The sequence below is a fragment of the Caulobacter rhizosphaerae genome (assembly GCF_010977555.1).
GTDB classification, from domain to species: domain Bacteria; phylum Pseudomonadota; class Alphaproteobacteria; order Caulobacterales; family Caulobacteraceae; genus Caulobacter; species Caulobacter rhizosphaerae.
In genome coordinates, this window is record NZ_CP048815.1 from 5,714,033 (window position 1) to 5,732,418 (window position 18,386).

General features: G+C 67.7%; 18 protein-coding genes and 1 pseudogene. 11 read left to right on the plus strand and 8 right to left on the minus strand.

Translation table 11 applies throughout. From position 1 onward, the window contains the following. Positions 1-74: 74 nt before the first annotated feature. Entirely contained in the window at positions 75-533 is a 459-nt protein-coding gene (dut, locus tag G3M57_RS26130) for a dUTP diphosphatase (RefSeq protein ID WP_035081192.1), read from the minus strand. Continuing rightward, positions 530-1,765, minus strand: a complete 1,236-nt coding sequence (gene coaBC, locus G3M57_RS26135; RefSeq protein ID WP_163233596.1) for a bifunctional phosphopantothenoylcysteine decarboxylase/phosphopantothenate--cysteine ligase CoaBC — start codon at positions 1,763-1,765, stop codon at positions 530-532. Before coaBC ends, dut begins: the two co-directional genes overlap by 4 nt. 195 nt (positions 1,766-1,960) lie before the next feature. On the opposite strand from coaBC, the gene G3M57_RS26140 reads away from it, so the two are divergent. The 3 genes from G3M57_RS26140 to G3M57_RS26150 all read left to right on the plus strand — a co-directional run bounded on the left by G3M57_RS26140 (position 1,961) and on the right by G3M57_RS26150 (position 4,659). Further along, on the plus strand, positions 1,961-2,584 hold the full coding sequence (locus tag G3M57_RS26140; protein WP_163233597.1) for a hypothetical protein: 624 nt from the start codon (positions 1,961-1,963) through the stop codon (positions 2,582-2,584). A 400-nt stretch (positions 2,585-2,984) separates the two neighbouring features. Continuing rightward, positions 2,985-3,599, plus strand: a complete 615-nt coding sequence (locus G3M57_RS26145) for an NYN domain-containing protein (protein ID WP_163233598.1) — start codon at positions 2,985-2,987, stop codon at positions 3,597-3,599. Between the two features lie 211 nt (positions 3,600-3,810). After that, complete coding sequence (locus G3M57_RS26150) at positions 3,811-4,659, plus strand: hypothetical protein (RefSeq protein ID WP_163233599.1); 849 nt, start codon at positions 3,811-3,813, stop codon at positions 4,657-4,659. Between the two features lie 329 nt (positions 4,660-4,988). On the opposite strand, the gene G3M57_RS26155 is transcribed toward G3M57_RS26150, so the two are convergent. Further along, positions 4,989-5,930, minus strand: a complete 942-nt coding sequence (locus tag G3M57_RS26155) for an IS1595 family transposase (RefSeq protein WP_163233600.1) — start codon at positions 5,928-5,930, stop codon at positions 4,989-4,991. A gap of 93 nt (positions 5,931-6,023) precedes the next feature. Here G3M57_RS26155 and G3M57_RS26160 point away from each other — a divergent pair, with 93 nt between their 5' ends. Beyond that, positions 6,024-6,605: a hypothetical protein gene (locus tag G3M57_RS26160; RefSeq protein ID WP_163233601.1), complete on the plus strand. Its 582-nt coding sequence runs from the start codon at positions 6,024-6,026 to the stop codon at positions 6,603-6,605. A 385-nt stretch (positions 6,606-6,990) separates the two neighbouring features. On the opposite strand, the gene ubiB is transcribed toward G3M57_RS26160, so the two are convergent. Both ubiB and G3M57_RS26170 read right to left on the minus strand, forming a co-directional pair. Then, positions 6,991-8,526 carry a 2-polyprenylphenol 6-hydroxylase gene (ubiB, locus tag G3M57_RS26165; protein WP_163233602.1) on the minus strand — a complete coding sequence of 512 codons (1,536 nt, stop codon included), beginning with the start codon at positions 8,524-8,526 and terminating at the stop codon, positions 6,991-6,993. A gap of 529 nt (positions 8,527-9,055) precedes the next feature. Continuing rightward, positions 9,056-9,682, minus strand: a complete 627-nt coding sequence (locus G3M57_RS26170; RefSeq protein WP_156402368.1) for a TetR/AcrR family transcriptional regulator — start codon at positions 9,680-9,682, stop codon at positions 9,056-9,058. 124 nt (positions 9,683-9,806) lie between these two features. On the opposite strand from G3M57_RS26170, the gene G3M57_RS26175 reads away from it, so the two are divergent. The 3 genes and pseudogenes from G3M57_RS26175 to G3M57_RS27685 all read left to right on the plus strand — a co-directional run. Beyond that, a complete protein-coding gene (locus tag G3M57_RS26175) occupies positions 9,807-10,685 on the plus strand; it encodes an SDR family oxidoreductase (protein WP_163233603.1) in 879 nt (292 codons plus the stop codon). A gap of 209 nt (positions 10,686-10,894) precedes the next feature. After that, complete coding sequence (locus tag G3M57_RS27270; RefSeq protein ID WP_163233604.1) at positions 10,895-12,058, plus strand: NAD(P)-binding domain-containing protein; 1,164 nt, start codon at positions 10,895-10,897, stop codon at positions 12,056-12,058. 78 nt (positions 12,059-12,136) lie between these two features. Next, positions 12,137-12,235, plus strand: a pseudogene (locus tag G3M57_RS27685) (hypothetical protein); the annotation flags it as partial. Positions 12,236-12,257: 22 nt separating this feature from the next. Here the strand turns inward: G3M57_RS27685 and G3M57_RS26185 are convergent. Then, the gene (locus G3M57_RS26185; protein ID WP_056757410.1) at positions 12,258-13,016 is read right to left on the minus strand and encodes a class I SAM-dependent methyltransferase; all 759 of its coding nucleotides are present in this window, start codon (positions 13,014-13,016) and stop codon (positions 12,258-12,260) included. Between the two features lie 186 nt (positions 13,017-13,202). Here G3M57_RS26185 and mutM point away from each other — a divergent pair, with 186 nt between their 5' ends. Further along, positions 13,203-14,066 carry a bifunctional DNA-formamidopyrimidine glycosylase/DNA-(apurinic or apyrimidinic site) lyase gene (gene mutM, locus G3M57_RS26190; protein WP_163233605.1) on the plus strand — a complete coding sequence of 288 codons (864 nt, stop codon included), beginning with the start codon at positions 13,203-13,205 and terminating at the stop codon, positions 14,064-14,066. Positions 14,067-14,104: 38 nt separating this feature from the next. Here the strand turns inward: mutM and G3M57_RS26195 are convergent, their stop codons facing one another. Continuing rightward, positions 14,105-14,584: an AtaL-like protein gene (locus tag G3M57_RS26195; RefSeq protein ID WP_163233606.1), complete on the minus strand. Its 480-nt coding sequence runs from the start codon at positions 14,582-14,584 to the stop codon at positions 14,105-14,107. Between the two features lie 5 nt (positions 14,585-14,589). Then, entirely contained in the window at positions 14,590-15,468 is an 879-nt protein-coding gene (locus G3M57_RS26200) for an SDR family oxidoreductase (RefSeq protein WP_163233607.1), read from the minus strand. A gap of 100 nt (positions 15,469-15,568) precedes the next feature. Here G3M57_RS26200 and G3M57_RS26205 point away from each other — a divergent pair, with 100 nt between their 5' ends. From G3M57_RS26205 to rpsT, 3 genes are all read left to right on the plus strand, one after another. Then, positions 15,569-16,462, plus strand: coding sequence for a LysR family transcriptional regulator (locus G3M57_RS26205; protein WP_163233608.1), 894 nt, complete (start codon positions 15,569-15,571; stop codon positions 16,460-16,462). Positions 16,463-16,767: 305 nt separating this feature from the next. Further along, complete coding sequence (locus G3M57_RS26210; protein ID WP_163233609.1) at positions 16,768-17,556, plus strand: enoyl-CoA hydratase; 789 nt, start codon at positions 16,768-16,770, stop codon at positions 17,554-17,556. Positions 17,557-17,692: 136 nt separating this feature from the next. Beyond that, positions 17,693-17,968: a 30S ribosomal protein S20 gene (rpsT, locus tag G3M57_RS26215; protein ID WP_018060940.1), complete on the plus strand. Its 276-nt coding sequence runs from the start codon at positions 17,693-17,695 to the stop codon at positions 17,966-17,968. Positions 17,969-18,386: the final 418 nt, after the last annotated feature.

Below are 18,386 nucleotides of genomic sequence, written 5' to 3' on the forward strand. Positions count from 1 at the left end.
TGGGGCGAAACTGTGGCGCTTCACAGCCCTGGGTAGATTTTCCGATACGCCGGGCGTGGTCCCCGCCGTGCGACCTAGCGCCCGCCGGTCGAGCCGAAGCCGCCCGCGCCGCGCGCCGTCTCGTCCAGGCTGGTCGTCAGGCCCCACGAGGCCTGGACCACCGGGGCGATCACCAGCTGGGCGATGCGGTCGCCGCGGCGGATGGTGAAATCCTCCTCGCCCAGGTTGATCAGGATCACCTTCACCTCGCCGCGATAGTCGCTGTCGATGGTGCCGGGCGTGTTCAGGCAGGTGACGCCGGCCTTGGCCGCCAGGCCCGAGCGCGGCCGCACCTGGGCCTCGAAGCCCAGCGGCACGGCAAAGGCCAGGCCCGTGGGGACCATGAACCGCGCGCCCGGCTTCAGCACCAGGGGCGCGTCCTCGGCCACCGCCGCCCGCAGGTCCATGCCGGCCGCGCCGTTGGTCTCGTAAGCGGGCAGGGGCAGGCCCTCGGCGTGGGCCAGCTGGACGACGGGAATGTGCGGTGCGGTCATGAAAGGCTCGCTGTCAGGTCTTGGGCTATGCGTTGGGCGAGGTCGCGGGCCACCGAATCCTTGGCGGCACGGGTCCAGCGTTCGGTCCTGTCCTTGGAGATCAGCAGGACGGCGTTCTCGTCTCCGCCCATTACGCCGGGTTCGGTGACGTCGTTGGCGATGATCCAGTCGCAGCCCTTGCGGGCCAGCTTGGCGCGGGCGTGGGCCTCGACGTCGTTGGTCTCGGCCGCGAAGCCGATCACCAGCTTCGGGCGCCTCGGCCCGGAGGCCGAAAGCGTCGCCAGAATGTCCGGGTTCTCGACGAAGGTCAGGGCCGGCGGCCCGCCCTTGTCCTTCTTCAGCTTGGTCCCGAACACCTCGTCGATGCGCCAGTCGGCGACCGCGGCCACGAACACCCCCACGTCGGCGGGCAGGGCCGCCTGACAGGCGGCCAGCATGTCGCGGGCGGTCTCGACGTCGATGCGGTCCACGCCGATCGGGGTGGGCAGGGCCACGGGGCCGCTGACCAGGGTGACCCGCGCGCCCAGCTTGGCCAGGGCCCCGGCGATGGCGTAGCCCTGGCGGCCACTGGAGCGGTTGGTGATCCCCCGCACCGGGTCGATCGGCTCGAAGGTCGGGCCGGCGGTGACCAGGGCGTGCTTGCCGGCCAGCGGCCCGCCTTTGAAGAATTGGGCGGCGGGGCCTTCAAGGGCCGCCATGATCGCCTCGAAGATCAAGGGCGGCTCGGCCAGGCGGCCCGGGCCGAACTCGCCGCAGGCCATGGCCCCCTCGTCGGGCCCGACGAACTGCACGCCGTCGGCCTTCAGCGTGGCGACATTGCGCTGGGTCGCCGGGTGCAGCCACATCCGCACGTTCATGGCCGGAGCCATCAGCACGGGTTTGTCGGTCGCCAGCAGGGTGGTGGACGCCAGGTCGCCGGCCAGGCCGTGGGCGGCCTTGGCGATCAGGTCGGCGGTGGCCGGAGCCACCACCACCAGGTCGGCCGAGCGCGACAGCTCGATATGGCCCATCTCCGCCTCGTCGGTCAGCGAGAACAGCTCGCTATAGACCTTGTCCTCGGCCAGGGCCGACAGCGACAGGGCGGTGACGAATTCGGCGCCGGCCTTGGTGAGGATCGGCCGCACGGCCACGCCGGCCTTGCGCAGCAGGCGCGTCAGCTCCAGCGCCTTGTAGGCGGCGACGCCGCCCCCGACGATCAGAAGAACCCGCTTCGTGGTGGTGGAGTCGGTCATGGGGTCGGCCTCCGGCGCGTCACGCCCCCAGGCGCATAGAGCGACGCGGCGCTCAGCGTAAGCCCCCACGCGCAAAAAACCTTAACGGGGACTCGACATCCGTTCCGTCTTCGTTCTTACTCTTCAAAGGGCGTATATGTACTTCACGAACCCACGCCCCTCGACCCCAAGCGGGGCCGTTGATATGACGGGGTTATGGGGCAGAAACTCGGGCTTTTCGACAAGGTCACAGTCGGCACAATCGTCGGCGCGGGGATCGTTGAGGCGGCGCAACAGGCGCTCAAGGACGCTGAACAGGTCAGGGCGGCTATGCCGATGCTAGACCTTAGCGGCGGCTGGAACTACGTGCCGCTGGCGCTGTTGGTCATCGGCGGCGCCAGTTGGGTGGCGAAGCAGTTCATCAGCCAAGACTCCCCCAAGGCGCGCAGGCCCTTATCGCCCCCGTCGTTCCCTGTTGAGGCTGGCGACCGCGTCTTTCTGGCGGAAGACATGACCAAGGCTCGCATGGAGAGCCTGACGAAGGGAATGACCTCCAGCCAAGCTGAGCGCGTTCTTTCCGCCTATGTTGGAAAGTGGATGCGTTTTGAAGGCTTGGTTCACGACATCAAAGCGGCGGACGATCAAAGCATGATGATCTTCTTCGCTAAGGACAACCTTGAGCGGGGATACGACTACAGCGCATTCTCACCAATTTTCGACCGGAAGACCTGGGAAGACCGCCTATCCACCATTCATAAGGGGGATCGAGTGCGCGGCATTGGCCGAATCGAGCAATCCTTTGGCGGCGCGCTGGGGCTGCGCCAATGCGAGCTGATCTGAGGCGAACCGGGTTCGCACGGGAGAGACGCGTGTCGGCAAGGCAGTTCCGGTTGTTCATCGCAGGAGCCGTGGTCCTCGCCGCCGCCCTTTGGCTAGGAAGCAGCTATTTTCGCTCTCAATCTCGCATCCATGACTGCATGAGAGGCGATGACGAGATGCGCCCGATCTGTGAGCGCATCGAACGGAACCGCCGCTAGGATGCGAGCGGCGCTCGTATGCGAACCGGGTTCGCATAGCGCTCGACTCGGTCTAGGGGGCGGAACTTAACGGGGGCTAACAAATTAACTTGATGTCAAGCCCTTCGGACTCTATATACACCCCATCCTCGCTATCGGTTTACCGGTAGCCTGAAAACCCCCGAGGCCTATGCCTTGGGGGTTTTTACTTTAGGCTGCGAATCATGGCGATTCGCGCTGCCGTCTATTTCGACGGCTTCAACATGTATCATGCAATCGATGCGCTTCAGCAGCCCATGCTGAAGTGGCTAGACCTGTACGCGCTGTCTAGGCTCATCATCGGCAAGGATGAGGAGTTGGTGCGCGTGGTAACGTGTACGGCCCTGATCACGGACGACACCCCAAAATTGCTTCGACACCGCGCGTACCTAGCGGCGCTAGAAGCCCAAGGAGTCGACTGCATCAAAGGTCATTTCGCTAAAGACGTCAGGCGCTGCCGCAAGTGCGGCCAAGAACATGAGTTCAGGGTGGAAAAGCAGGGTGACGTAAACCTAGCTCTCGCCCTCGCTGACGATGCGCACCGAGATATCTTCGACCACTGCTATCTTGTTACCGCCGACGGCGACCAGGCGGCCACGGTACGCCTCGTCAAGTCACGCTTTCCGAACAAGAAAATCTACACGGTTGCACCGCCGGGTCGGCAGCATAACAAGATGATCCTGAGTCACTGCGATGGGCACTGCACGATAAAACCAGTCGATTTACAGCTCTGCCTCTTGGGGGCAACCGTTCAGGGCAAGGAAAAACTCATTCTTCGGCCGGCGGCGTATGCCCCCTAATGGGCTTAGCGATCCGCCGCACCTGATCCTCAAACGTCGCTTCGTCCTCGTCGCACTCTAGCTGGCGGGCTAGGTCACGGAACTTTTCAGGCTGGGGCTTGGGTTCGTCGGTCATCCTGCAATCCTACACGATCGCGTGATAGTCGCGTAGTCACGTCACTTTCTCCTGTCGGGGCTGTTCGACTCGGGAGGATGGGTGTAAGTAGCCCTCATGTCTTTCTCGTTCTCCTCCTCAGCCTCTCCGCGCGTCGGCGTCGATGACGTCGAGGCGTGGCGCGTGGAAGTCGGGAAGCTTGAAGCCCAGATCGGTGATCTTCGCGCGAGGCAAGAACGCTTGAAGGCGCAAGTAGCCGCCGCCGAGGCGCTGTTCGCGATCCTTATGCCCGATCAGCCGCCGAAGCGCCCGCAAGGCCTTGAGGCGGCCCTCGCTGAAAATGCGCAGGCTCAAGGTAGGCTCATGTCGGCGCTGAAGCCGGCGGATACGAGGGCCTTCGCCAACTCGCCTCCTGCTCGCCGCAACTACGGTCGCCTGACGTTTGTGGAAGCCGTCGAGCAGGCCCTCAAGGAGGCCGCCCAGGGCCGCTTGTCCACGCAAGAGCTGCGGGAAATCATTGAGCAGACCGAGCTGGGGCCGAAGCTTACCGAAAGCGACAAGGGATTCTACCACGCGATCTCGCGCCTTGCGGCTCGGGGCGAGCTGGTGAAGCACAACGGCTGGCTGTTCGTGCCCAATCGCTACAAAAGCTACATGAGTGAAGTGGAGCTGGGCCTGCGCAGCGATGAGGCCGCGCCTACTCACTCTACTCGTCGCTCCCCCTTGGCAGACGCCATCAAGCGGGCGCTCGCGGAGGCTGGGCGAATGACCAGCAGTGAGGTCATCGATTATCTGATTGCGATCCCTGAGTTTGAGGAGTCACTCACTCAAAACAAGACCGGCGCGTACAACGTGCTTAGCCGCCTAGTGGGGCGCGGTGAGTTGGTTAAGGATGGCGGCACGTATTCGCTGCCCAGCGCCGAAAAGAAAATGACCTCCCAGCCTGACGACGGGGAGGTCATTTAGAGATGTGGGGCCGGATAAAGGCCGGGCCAGAGGCTCACTTGCACGGGTCCTCTCTGGGGTTCGACTCCCCCCGGCTCCACCACCTATCGACTGTCAGCGCGTCGAAGTTTTGCGGCCAAGCCGCGCTGACGATCGCCACCAACAGGGGCCAAAGGCCTCGTCAGGAGCATCCCATGTGGCAAGCCGAAGCAAGACCCTAGGGACTAGCGAAAGCTAGCAGCGCGGCGCGGAAAGTCAAGAATCCTCTGGCTTTCCGCGCTTTTGCGTGCCTGTGACTCTTTCCCCTCCAGCGCCTCGGTCCGCTAACTTTTGGACCTCCTCTGCTGGCCTTAGGCTTGCGGGTGAGATGCCTTGTAAGTGAGTCGCTTCCCGGCGAAGCCCTTCAGCGCCCACATCGCGCGCTCTTGGTCTTCGACGCCCAGAGCCGAGCGGTACGAGTAGCGGAAGTCAAACTCCGCCAGATAGCGGTGCAGGTGCTTCTTGGCGCAGTGCTGATAGACGCCCTTCATGCCGCGCTTGAAGACCGAGAAGTAGCCCTCGACGGTGTTGGTCGTGATGTAGCGGGCGGTGCCGTCGTAGCGAACGTACTCATCCTTGGAGTGAACCACGGTCTCGTGCGAGCGGTAGCCGCGGCCCATGACGGTGTAGAGCTTGGACTCGTCGGTGATCAGACGGGCCTCGCGCGACAGGTTCGCCTCCACGATCGGGACAATGTCTTGGATCGTGTACTTGTCCACGACGATGGAGCGGGCGCGGCCGGTCTCACGCTCGACCAGGGTAACGACCTTCATCATCTGCTTGATGGTGCGGCCCTTGCCCTTCTTGGGGGCGGGAGCGTCGGGGTCCGAACCGATAAAGGTCTCGTCGATCTCGACCGTGGCGCCGCCCATGCCGAACGGGCCAAGTTCGCCAGCGCGCATAGCCTCGCGGATACGGTGGGTCAGGAACCACGCCGTCTTGTAGGTGACTTCTAGGACGCGCGAGAGCTGGAGCGAGGAGACGCCCTTCTTGCTCGCGCACATCAGATAGATCGCCTGGAGCCACTTGGTCATGGGCAGGTGGCTGTCTTCGAAGATCGTGCCGACGCGGACGGTGAATTGCTTGCGGCACTGGCCGCACTTGCGCAGGCCGATGCGGGTTTTGACCAGGTCATAGATGCGTTCGAAGCCGCCGCAGTGCGGACACACCGGACCTTGAGCCCACAGAATGCCCTCAACGAAGCGGAACGCCTCGGCTTCATCGTGGAAGTAGGGCTTGGACAGAACGGACACGGTGTTTCTCCTTCCGTTCTAACTTAGCCGTTTCCGTGGGTTCGTCAAGTATATATATGCCTTCAAAGTAGAAGAAACATTCGGAGATCGATCATGACGGTACGACGCGCGTCCTGGTTTCCGGCCCTGGCGGCCACCGGCCTGGCCCTGGGTCTCGCCGCCTGCGACGGCGGCGCCTCCGCCGTGAAGGCGCCCAAGGCGGGCGACGTGGCCTCGGCCGCGCAACCGGCGTCCGACCGCGAAGCGCCGTCCTATGGCGGCGGCGCCTACGACAGCGCGCCGGTCCGGCCCGACCCGCGCGACGCTCCGGTCCGCAAGGTGGCGGGCAAGCCGATGTGGGCGGCCAACCGCACGCGCACGGCCGAGGAGAACGCCCAGCGCGGGTTCGAACGCTACGGCGCCGACTTCGCGGCCGCCGATGTCGACGACTATGTCCGCAAGACCCACGCCTTCGTCGCCCATCCGCCCGCCGGGGCCGAAACCCTGACGCGCGCCAATGGCGACACCCTGATCTACGACCCCAAGGCCAATATCTTCGCGGTGGTCACCAAGACCGGCGCGCCGCGCACGATGTTCAAGCCCGACGACGGCGCGACCTATTGGGCCACGCAGAAGACCGGCCAGGCGCGGCGGACGGCGGCGGCGCGGGATCGATCGGCCAGCACCGACAGCTAGGGCGTTCCCCACAAGCGCGCCCTGGGGGAGGCGCCGGGGCGAGGGCAGGGCGCGACCGGCGCCGCCTCGCCTCGTCACCCCGGTCGGCCTGGGGGGCGTCCGGGACCCAGGAGCGTGCGCAACGCCCCTGGGTGAGCTTGCGGAATGTTGAATGCCCCGGCCTTCGTCAGGCGGCGCTTGGCATGACAGCTTTTTGGCCTCGGCAATCCATGGACGATTGCTCCGCACCGCCGGGAGGCGGGAGGCGGGAGGCGGGAGGCGCGGCGGTGGGACGGTGACGCCGCTGATGGCGGGCCGGCTGCGCGGTGCGGCGCGGGCGGGCGTCGTTTTCTCGGCCCCGGCGTTCCGGGCCGTCACAGGGCGACACTCCGCTGCGTGGGCGTCGCTACGCGGACCCCATACCCGCCACGAACAGCCCCGCCGCGAAGGCCAGGGTCGCCACCGCCGCACCGGCCAGGAACCACAGCAGCGGCCGGGTGGCGCGGGGCTGGACCACGGCGACCGTCGGAGCCGCCGGCGTCTCGGCCAGGCGGGCCAGGGCCTTGATCGCCCGCACGGCCTCGTCGGCGAAGTCGCGGACCTTGGCGGCCGGTGACAGTTCGCGGGCGATCCAGCGGCGCACCACTGGGTCGGCGGCCGCCCACAGGTCGTGGGTCGGGTCGATGCGGCGGGCCACGCCCTCGACCGTGACCATGGTCTTCTGCAGCAGCACCAGTTCGGGCCGCAGGGCCATGTCGAACAGGGCGGTGATCTCGAACAGCTGGGCCAGCAGCCTGCCCATCGACACGTCGCTGGCGTCGCGGCCGAACACCGGCTCGCCCACCGCCCGCAGGGCCTGGGCGAAGGCGTCGCGATCCTCGTGGGCGGGCACGTAGCCGGCCTCGAAATGGATCGCCGCCACGCGCGGATAGTCGCGATTGAGGAAACCGTACAGGATCTCGGCCAGGTACTTGCGCTCGGCCGGGCCCAGGCGCCCCAGGATGCCGTAGTCGACCGCGACGATGGCGGCTCCCTCGCCCTGAACTGGGGCGCTGACGAACAGGTTGCCCTCGTGCAGGTCGGCGTGGAACAGGCCGTGGTCCAGGGCCTGGGCCAGGAAGCCGCGCGTCACCGCCTCGGCCAGGGCCTTGCGGTCCAGGCCCGGCTGTTCCAGGGCGGCGGGGTCGGACAGGGCCAGGCCCGGCGCCCAGGTCAGGGTCAGGAACCGCTTGCCGACGCCGTCCCACACCACGTCGGGCGCGCGCATGTAGGGGTCGCGCTTCATGGCCTCGCCCAGTTCGGCGCAGCCGGCGGCCTCGAAGCGCAGGTCCAGCTCCAGGTCCAGGGCCCGGATCACCACCTCGACGAACTCGCGCGGCCGCAGCCGGCGGGCCGCCGGGACCAAGCGCTCGGCCAGGCTGGCGGCCAGGCGCAGGGCGGCGCTGTCGCGCGCCACCTGGCGCTCGACGCCGGGCCGCAGCACCTTGACCGCCACGGGCGTGCCGTCCAGCAGGGTCGCGGCATGGGCCTGGGCCAGGGAGGCGGCGGCGATCGAGGCGTCGAAGCGGGCGTAGAGGGTGTCCAGCGGCGCGCCCAGGCCGCGCGCGACCTCGGCCTTGGCCACCTCCAGCGGGAAAGCCGGCAGGCGGTCCTTCAGGTGAGACAGGTCTTCGGCGAACGCCGCGCCGAAGATGTCGGCGCGGGTGGACAGGAACTGGCCCATCTTGATGGCGGCGGGGCCCTCGCGCTCCAGCACCCGGGCCAGGCGTTCGCCCGGCCGGCCCTTGCGGGCGGCCGAGCCGGCGAACAGGCGCAGGACTCGTCCCGCCAGCCGCGCCGACGGCGGCAGGATCGGCTCGACCTCGCGCGGGACCAGGGCGTCGGCCCGGGCCAGGGCCCAGCCGGTGGCGACCAGGCGCAGACAGGCGGCGACCCGGCTCATGCGGCGAAGGTCTCGATCGGCAAGCGACGGGCAGGCGGGAAAAGGCTCATGTCCCGGCCTGAAAGCCCGCTCCGCGCGCTCCGGTCAAGGCCGCTTTCGCCGTCGACCGGCCGCGCCTCGCGAAAAGCGGCGCGGGAAACCCTTGCCGGGAAGCAATGAAGCGGGTGTTCGGCCCTCGGCAGCCGATCAAACGTCTGCTCCAAGGGCAGGCCTTCGGGAAGGCGCGCTTTAGGCGCTGTCGACGGTCAGGCGTTGGCGTACAGGCGCCGCCCTCGTCCTTCGACAGGCTCAGGATGAGGGCTACTGGTAGAGCGGTCGAGTAGAATTCCTCATCCTGAGCTTGTCGAAGGACGGGGAATTCGGCCCAAGATCGTCAATTATCAACAGGGCGTAGGGGGCCATAGCGTGGGCGCGGTAGTCCGTCTCTACCGAATTCCGCGCCCCAACGCTTTCCACGCCGGATATCCCGGAGTGACTCCGGAGCCGCCCGCGACACGGCGGCCTGACAGCCGTCGGCGAGCGCGAAGCTTCAGGCTCCGGCGCTCGCTGCCGCGTTCTCGATCAACAGTCTGGCCGCATCGCGGTTCGCCTCCGCCACGAGCGGGTCGCGGGTCGATTGCGCCATCACGATCGCGCCCTGGATCAGCGACAGGATCTGCATCACGGTCCTTTCAGGCCTGTTCAGGCCCAAGGGCTCGACGAGCGCGGCGACAAGGTCGTGCAGGCCCTTGAAATAGGCGGTGATGGTCGCCTGGACGTCCGGGACGTCGGCGTCCGGTCCGAACTCGGCCATGCCCTTGACGAAAGGACAGCCGCGGAAGGCCGGCGAGCGGAAGGGCCCGTCCAGCGCGTCAAAGATGGCCAGGATGCGCTCCGACGGAGACAGGCCGGGGTCTTCCGTCGCGGTTTCGAGCATCTGGAACCAGAGGGCGCTCTTGTGGCGCAGGTAGGTGGCCACGAGGTCAGCCTTCGACGGAAAGTGCTTGTAGAACGTCATCTTGGCCACGCCGCTTTCGGCGATGATGCGGTCGATCCCCACGGAGTGGACGCTGAACCGATAGAACAGGTCCGACGCCGTTTTCAGGATCCGCTCTCGCGGGGCGAGGGCGGCCAGCGGTTGCGTCTCCAGGTCCGCGAATCCCGTCACCTCGGCCATGTCCATCCTCGCGCCTCGAACCATCCGCTCGCAAACAGACTAGTCTGTCTATTTACGCTTGGCAAAGACAGACAGATCTGTCTATCTAGTCTGCGACACTCCCTCGAATGGAAAGACAAGATCGATGAGCGGAAAAATTGTCGTGGTGACCGGCGCCAGCAGCGGGTTCGGAAAGCTGACGGCCCTGGAGCTTGCGCGGCGAGGGCACGTCGTGGTGGCGACCATGCGCGACGTCGGCGGGCGAAACGACCCAGTCCGGCGTGAGCTCCTTGAGGCGGCGAAGGCGGGAGGCCATGCGCTGCAGGTCCTCGAAATGGACGTCGCCGACGAGGCGTCGGTCAATTCGACGATCGACCAGGTCATCGCGCAGCATGGAAAGATCGACGTGCTGGTCAACAACGCCGGCGTCATGGCGGTCGGGGTCACCGAAGCCTACACGGTGGCCGACATCGAACGGCAGTTCGCGGTCAATTTCTTCGGCGCCGTGCGGGCCGACCGCGCTGTCCTGCCGCACATGCGGGCCGCCGGCGGCGGGCTTCTCGTCCACGTCACGTCCCTGATGGGACGCGTGGTCGCCCCTTTCTTCGGCGTCTATTCCGCCAGCAAGTTCGCGCTCGAGGCGTTGGCCGAAGCCTATCGCTACGAACTGTCGAGCTTCGGGATCGACTCGGTCGTCGTCGAGCCGGGACCGTTCCCCAGCAACCTCCTCCCGTCCAGCCCGGAGCCCTCCGACCGGGGCGTGCTGGCGGCCTATGGCGAGGTCGCGGCGATCCCCGGCCAGATCAAGGCCCACGCCGGCGACGGCGACGATCCGGCCAATCCGCCCCGTCCCCAGCGGGTCGCCGACGCCATCGCCCGGCTGGTCGAGGCCACGGACCGGCGGCCGTTGCGGACCGTCGTCATGCCCGAGGGCCTGGATTTCGGCGTCGAACAGCTGAACGCGGCCGTCGCCCCGATCCAGAACGGCCTGCTCGGCGCCATGGGCATGTCGAGTATGATCTGAAGCTCCGGGGCGGCGGGTAGCGCCTACCGCCGCCCGGCGCCTACCCGTCAGAGCGCCGCGCCAGCCCGCGACGGTGAACGCACCGGGCGGGTTGAAGTGCGCGCCAAGGGCATTATCTAGAGCACTAGACAATCGTGCGCTAGGAACCGGATGTGACACGTAGCACGGCGACCCAACTCTCCTTCTCGCTCCACAGTGCGGCGAACCGCATGGTGCGCCTGCACAAGCCGATCCTGGAGCCGCTGGGGCTGACCTTCCCCCAGTACCTGGTCGTCCTGGAGCTGCTGGACGGCGGGCCGCGCACCGTGGGCGCCCTCGGCGCCGCCTTGGACATGGACACCGGGACCATCACCCCCCTGGTCAAGCGCCTGGAAGCGGCGGGGCGGGTCAGCCGCACCCGCGACTCCACCGACGAGCGCCGGGTCATGGTCGACCTGACGCCAGCCGGGCGTTCTCTGGAGGCGGCGGTCCGTGGCGTCACCGGACAGATCAAGACCGCGTGCCAACTGACCGATGAAGGTCTCGACGACCTTCGACGCACCCTCGACGCGCTGGCGATCGCGCCTCGAGGCCTGACGGCGCCTGATGCGCCGGCTGACACCCTCCACCTTGCGGAAAGAGACAACATGAAGATCGGCGTCATCGGTACGGGCAACATCGGCGGCGCGCTCGCCGGCAAGCTGCGGGCGGCGGGCCACGAGGTTCGCGTCGCCAACTCGCGCGGCGTGGAGGGCGTGCGCGCCTTCGCCGACAAGGTCGGCGCGACGCCGGTCGACATACGGGGCGCGGTCGAGGGCGTGGACGCGGTCATCCTCTCCATCCCGTTTCCCGCCGTGGCCGACCTGCCGAAGGACCTGTTCGACGGCTTGCCGCCGGCCGCGCCGGTGATCGACACCGGCAACTACTATCCGGGTCTGCGCGACCCCCAGATCGCCGAAATCGACGACGGAATGGTGGAAAGCGTCTGGGTGTCGCGCCAGATCGGCCGCCCGGTCGTCAAGGCGTTCAACAACATCCTGGCCTATTCCCTGGCCGAGCTGGGTCGTCCCCTCGGCGCGAGCGACCGTCTGGCCGTCGCCGCCGCCGGCGACGATCCGGACGCCAAGGCCCTCGTCGCCCGCCTGGTCAACGACGTCGGCTTCGACCCCGTCGACGCCGGCCCCCTGGCCGAGTCCTGGCGCCAGCAGCCCTCGACGCCGGTCTATTGCTGCGACTGGAACGCGCAGGAGACCCGCGACGCCCTGGCCCTGGCCCGGCCGGGGGAGGCCCCGGCGAAGCGCGACGCGATGATGGAGACCCTTGCGAAGCTTGGGCCAAGCCCCACCCACGCCGACATCGTGGCGTCCAACCGCGTCGTGAACGCCCCGACCTAGGCGGAGGCGGAGCGCGCGAGCCCCTCAGACCCGCGTCGGCCCTGACCCTGGGCTATGGACCGTTGACGATCTTGGACCGAATTCCTCGTCCTTCGACAGGCTCAGGATGAGGAATTCTACGGAACCGCCCTAAGTCGCCCTCATCCTGAGCCTGTCGAAGGACGAGGGCGTCGCCTCACCACCCTACGCCCAACTGGGCCTAGATCGCCCAGCCCTGATGCATCGCCGCGACGCCGCCGGTGAAGTTGGTGATGGTCACCCGCTTGAAGCCGGCGTTCTCCATCATGCCGGCGAAGGTCTTCTGGTCGGGGAAGCGGCGGATGCTTTCGACCAGGTACTGGTAGGCGTCGCGGTCCTTGGCCAGCCATTCGCCGAACTGCGGGATCAGCTTGAAGGAATAGGCGTCGTAGGCTTTCGCCAGGGCCTCGGTCACCGGCTTGGAGAACTCCAGGCACAGGAACCGGCCGCCGGGCTTGAGGACGCGGCGCGCCTCGCGCAGGGCCGCGTCGATGTCGGTGACGTTGCGGATGCCGAACGAGATCACATAGGCGTCGGCATAGGCGTCGGGCAGCGGCAGCCGTTGGGCGTCGCCCACGGTCCAGGTGATCTCGGGCGCGCCGCCCTTCTCGATGCCGGCGGCGATCATCTCGGCATTGTAGTCGATGATGTTGATCAGGGCGTCGGGACCGCCGCGCCGCTCTTGCGCCGCCCGGGTCATCTTGGCGAAGCGCCGAGCCATGTCGCCAGTGCCGCCGGCGCAGTCGATGATGATCTCGCCCGGCTGCGGGTTCAGGCGCGCGGCGACCGCGTCCTTCCACAGCCGGTGCACCCCGCCGCTCATCACGTCGTTCATCAGGTCGTAGTTCTTGGCGACCCGGTCGAACACGCCGCGCACCAGGCCGGCCTTGGCCGAGGGATCGACGTCCTTGAATCCGAAGGTGGCGGAGGCCTTGGTCATGTCATTGCTCGAATTTGGCGCTCGAAATAGCCGTGGGACGGTTCTGGGCGCGCGGCCCCGTCGTTCGGCTCTTATAACCGTCAGCGTCCGTCCGTCACCGGTTTTGCGCGGGGCCCTCCGGCTGGGCCTAGGAACCGCGCCGCGAATGACCGATATCTGGCGGCCCTTTCCCGTCCGAGGTCCGCCTTGCCCGAATTGCCCGAAGTCGAGACCGTGCGCCGCGGCCTGGAGCCCGTCCTGGCCGGCGCCCGCCTGGCCCGCGTCCGCGCCAACCGTCCCGACCTGCGCTTTCCCCTGCCCGACGGCTTCGTCCAGCGGCTGACCGGCGCGAAGATCCTGCGGCTGGACCGCCGGGCCAAGTACCTGCTGGCCCCGCTCGACCGGGGCGACACCCTGGTGATGCACCTGGGCATGACTGGGCGTTTCGAGATCGCGGTTCCGGAGGGCTCGACCCGCCCTGGCGACTTCGCCCGCGCCGTCACGCCCGACGACAAGCACGCCCACGTGGTGTTCGAGACGGAAGACGGGGCGGTGGTCACCTATTACGACCCGCGCCGGTTCGGTTTCATGGACCTGGTCGCCACCGACCGACTGGACCGCCATCCCTGGTTCGCGGCCATGGGGCCCGAACCCCTGGGCGAGACCTTTGACGCCAAGACCCTGGTCGCCGCCTTCAACGGTCGCAAGCAGGGCCCCAAGACCCTGCTGCTGGACCAGAAGACCGTCGCCGGTCTGGGCAACATCTATGTCTGCGAGGCCCTGCACCGGGCCCATATCTCGCCGTTCAAGCCGGCGGGCATGATCGCCGGCAAGCGGCTCGGGCCATTGGCCATGGCGATCAAGGCCGTGCTGGCCGAGGCGGTCGAGGTCGGCGGCTCGTCCCTGAAGGACTTCGCGGCGGCCGACGGGGCCCTGGGCTATTTCCAGCACCGGTTCCGGGTCTATGACCGCGAGGGCCAGCCCTGCCCCACGCCCGGCTGCAAGGGAACGATCGCCCGCGAGGTCCAGGCCGGCCGCTCGACCTTCTTCTGCCCGGTCTGCCAGGTGTAGGGGACCGCCTCCAGGGAGACGGTCCCTCACCTCGGCCGTCAGGCTTGCAGCTTGCCCTCGGCGAGCAACTCGCGGGTGCGCTTCAGCGTCGACAGCAGCGCTGCCCGGTAGCCGGTCTCGCCGTCGAACTGGGCCTGCTCGGCCTGCTCCTCCGGACCGTTCGGCGTTTTGCCGCGCAGGCCGAGATAGCCGTAGAAGCGCAGCTGCAGCGCCCCGGCCTCGTCCTCGAAGAGTTCGTTGACGATGGCGCCTTCGCGCGGTCCCGCGGCCTGGAAGAAGGTGACCTTGCTCCGGGGCTCCAGGGCGACGATCTCGCGCAGGTCGACGCCGCCGATGGTGGCGTCACGGACGAAGTGGGTCGCGCTTTCCTCCACGACGTCGCAGCGGGTGCAGAGGCCGGGCGGCAGGAACAGCCGGGCGTCGCGGGCCTTGAGCTCCAGGCCGGCCCAGGCTTGCGCGCGGGTCAGGCTGGGCTCGTCTTCCGGATTCACCGGAACGGTCGCGGTCGAATAGATCATGGCCTTTAGTCCTTGCCGGCGGTCGCGGCGATCTGGGCCGCGAACTCGCGATACGAATGCAACGGGCGGCCCAGGATCTTGGTCAAGCGCTCGACGTCGCCGGCCTCGGGCAGCATGCCGTCGCCGACGAAGCGCTCGGCCATCAGGCGCATCTCATAGGCCATCCACTTGGGCATGAAGCTGGCCAGGTTCTGCTCGAAGCCGGTGGGATCGTCGCCGCCATAGGCCACCGGACGGCCCAGGACGTCCGACCAGATCGCCGCCACGTCCGACCCGGTCAGGGTGTCGGGGCCGACCAGGTTGAGGGTCTCGGTCGGCAGCTTGCCGGGCGCCTGGTCGCGGCGGATCAGCTCGATCGCGGCGACCTCGGCGATGTCGCGGGCGTCGACCATGGCCAGGCCCTTGCCGCCGATCGGCATCGGATAGAGGCCGTGGTTCAGGACCACGTCCTTGATCGTCAGCTCGTTGTCGATGAAGTAGGCCGGGCGCAGGATCGTGGCGGAAAAGCCCATCTGCTGGATCATCCGCTCGGCGCCGGCCTTCACCGCGAAGTGCGGCACGTTCACGAAGCGGTCGGCATGGATCACCGACAGGTAGACGACGCGCTCGACGCCGGACTCGCGGGCGATGTTCAGGGCGATCAGCGCCTGGGTGAATTCGTCGGCCGCCACCGCGTTGAGCAGGAACAGCGTGCGCACGCCGCTGAAGGCGGCGCGCACGGCGTCGATGTCGAGCAGGTCGCCCTGCACGACCTCCACGCCGGCCGGGAAGTCGGCCTTGGCGGGGTCGCGGACCAGCACGCGCACGTCGGCGCCGCGCTGGACCAGTTGCTGGACGACGTGGCCGCCGACACGGCCGGTGGCGCCGGTAACGAGGATGGTCATGGGAAAATCTCCGGGGTTGAAGTGACACCCGGCAAATTAGTGATCCACAGGCCGGCCAATAGCCGCTAGATCTGGACACTCCGTCCCACAGGTGGAACACATGGACTGGCTGGCCCTCGCCGACTTCAACCTGGTCGCCCGGCATGGCGGGGTCGGCCGCGCCGCCCGGGCCGCCGGACGGCCCAAGGCCACCCTGTCGCGCCGGGTCGCGGAACTGGAGGCCAGCCTCGGCCTGCGCCTGTTCGAGCGCGGCGGTCGGACGCTGCGGCTCACCCAGGAGGGACGGACGCTCCACGAGCGGACGTCCGCCCTGCTCACCGAACTCGACGAGACCGCGGCCGGGATCGCGTCCGGTGGCAGCACCCCGCGCGGCTTGCTCCGGGTAAGCGCGCCCCTGCTGTTCTCGCAGATCGCCATGGGCAGGCTGGCCGCCGAGTTCGCCCTGAAATATCCGGACGTCCGCCTGGAGGTGACGACGGAGGACCGGGCCGTCGACATGGTCGAGGAAGGCTACGACCTGGTGATCCGCGTCAATCCGCACGCCGACGAGACCCTGGTCGGGCGGGCCTTCATGCGCGACCGCCTGGTGGTGGTGGCCAGCCCCGACCTTGTCCGCCCCGCGGACGGCGCGACCGTCCCCGCCGTCGTGCGCGGGACGGGATCCGGAACCGAGGCCTGGAGGGTGGCGAGCGCGACCGGACGTTCGACCCTGATGGTCGATCCGGTCCTTGGCCTGTCGTCGATGATCATGGTCCGCGACGCGGTCCGGACCGGCGTCGGCGTCGCGCGGCTTCCGGTGTCGCTGGTCAGCCACGACCTGGCGGCCGGCCGTCTGGCCCATTGGGGCGACGTCGACGGGCCGGAAATCCACCTGTGGACGCTCTACCCGTCGCGCCGCCTGCTCAGCGCGCGGGTCTCGGCCTTTCTCGACCACCTCAAGGCCGCCTTCCCCACGGGCGAGCCGCACGAACTGGCCGCGTTCATTGGCGGGTAGTGCTCCGGCGCTCTGAGTTCGGCTCGCGGTTCTCCTCTCCTTCGTCATCCCGGGCCTTGTGCCCGGGACCCCTTTGTCCGCCGCAGGTGCGGAGGTGCGGAGGTGCGGAGGTGCGGAGGTGCGGAGGTGTGGCGCGCCGGCGCGCCATTTCCCTTCACCGTCAGTTGAACCAGGGGTCCCGGGCACAAGGCCCGGGATGACGAGCTATCTAGAGCAAAGCCGCAACGGTCAGAACCAACAGCCCCGGGGGCTCCCCAACGCCGTCCGGGGCTCTATAACGGCGGCGCTCAACAGGAGACCCGCCGATGGCCGCGTACCAGACCCTGATCGTCGAGACCCCCGAGGCCGCGCCCGGCGTGGCCCTGATCCGCCTGAACCGGCCGGAGGCGCTGAACGCCCTCAACACCGCCCTGCTGGCCGAGCTGGGCCAAGCCCTGGCGGCGGCCCAGGCCGACGACGCGATCGGCTGCCTCGTCATCACCGGCTCGGCCAAGGCCTTCGCGGCCGGGGCCGACATCAAGGAGATGTCCGACAAGTCCTACGCCCAGATGTTCAAGGATGACTTCTTCGCGGCCGGGGCCCGGGCCATCGAAGGGACCCGCAAGCCGATCATCGCGGCGGTGGCCGGCTACGCCCTGGGCGGCGGCTGCGAGCTGGCGATGATGTGCGACTTCATCCTGGCCGCCGACACGGCCAAGTTCGGCCAGCCCGAGATCAATCTGGGCGTCGCGCCCGGCATCGGCGGCACCCAGCGCCTGACGCGCCTGGTCGGCAAGTCCAAGGCCATGGACATGATCCTGACCGGCCGGATGATGGGCGCCGAGGAGGCCGAGCGCGCCGGCCTCGTCTCGCGGATCTTCCCCGCCGACACCCTGGTCGACGAAGCCCTGGCCGTGGCCGCCAGGATCGCCGCCCAGTCGCCCCTGGCCACGGCGATGAACAAGGAGCTGGTCAACGCGGCCTACGAGACGACGCTCAGCACGGGCGTTGCGCTGGAGCGGCGCCTGTTCCACTCGCTGTTCGCGTTCGACGACCAGAAGGAAGGCATGGCCGCCTTCGTCGAGAAGCGCAAACCGGCGTTCAAGGGGTCGTGAACCCTCGCCAGGCCGGCGCGCGAGATTCTGGGTCCTCGGCGATTGACCCAAGGCGGTCGTTCCCGTATATCCGCGCGCTCTTGATTTCTCCTGCTTCGCGGCCGCCCGCGCGGCTGTCCGTTTGAAGGTCCAACTCATGGCCAATAATCCCGGCGCCAAGAAAGCGATCCGCAAGATCGCCCGTCGCACCGAAGTGAACACTGCTCGCCGCTCGCGCGTGCGCACCTTCCTGCGCAAGTTCGAAGACGCCCTGGCCGCCGGCGACAAGGCCGTCGCCAAGGCCGCGTTCATCGAAGCGCAATCGGAACTGATGCGCGCCGTCTCCAAGGGCGTCGTCCATCCCAACACCGGTTCGCGCAAGGTTTCGCGCCTGGCGGCTCGCCTGAAGAAGCTTGATCAGGCCGCGGCCTAAATCCAGTTTCTCGCCGAACGCCGTTCGGTTAGCGAAATCAAAGACTTAGAAAAGCCGATCGGGGAAACTCGGTCGGCTTTTTCTATTGCCTTTTTTCAAACTGAAGATTGTCCCCGGGACATTCCATCGGGTGAACATCGGGCTCCGAAATAGCATTCCCTTGGCGGGCGCGGACGTCTGTCGAGTCAACAGAAATATCCGCCGACGGACGCAAGTTTTCCGTTTGACCGGCGGGGGCCGCTGGCTAGTTTAAGCGTCTCAACGCTCTTCCAGTCCATGGAGATCACTGGCGGCGGCCGAACCCTTGCGTTCGCCGATCAAACCCCTGTGCCTGCTGGACAACGAAGGTTTTGAGACGCGGTCGTGCGCCATGGGGGGCGGCGATCGAGATGACACGACACATACCGAGGCGGTGACG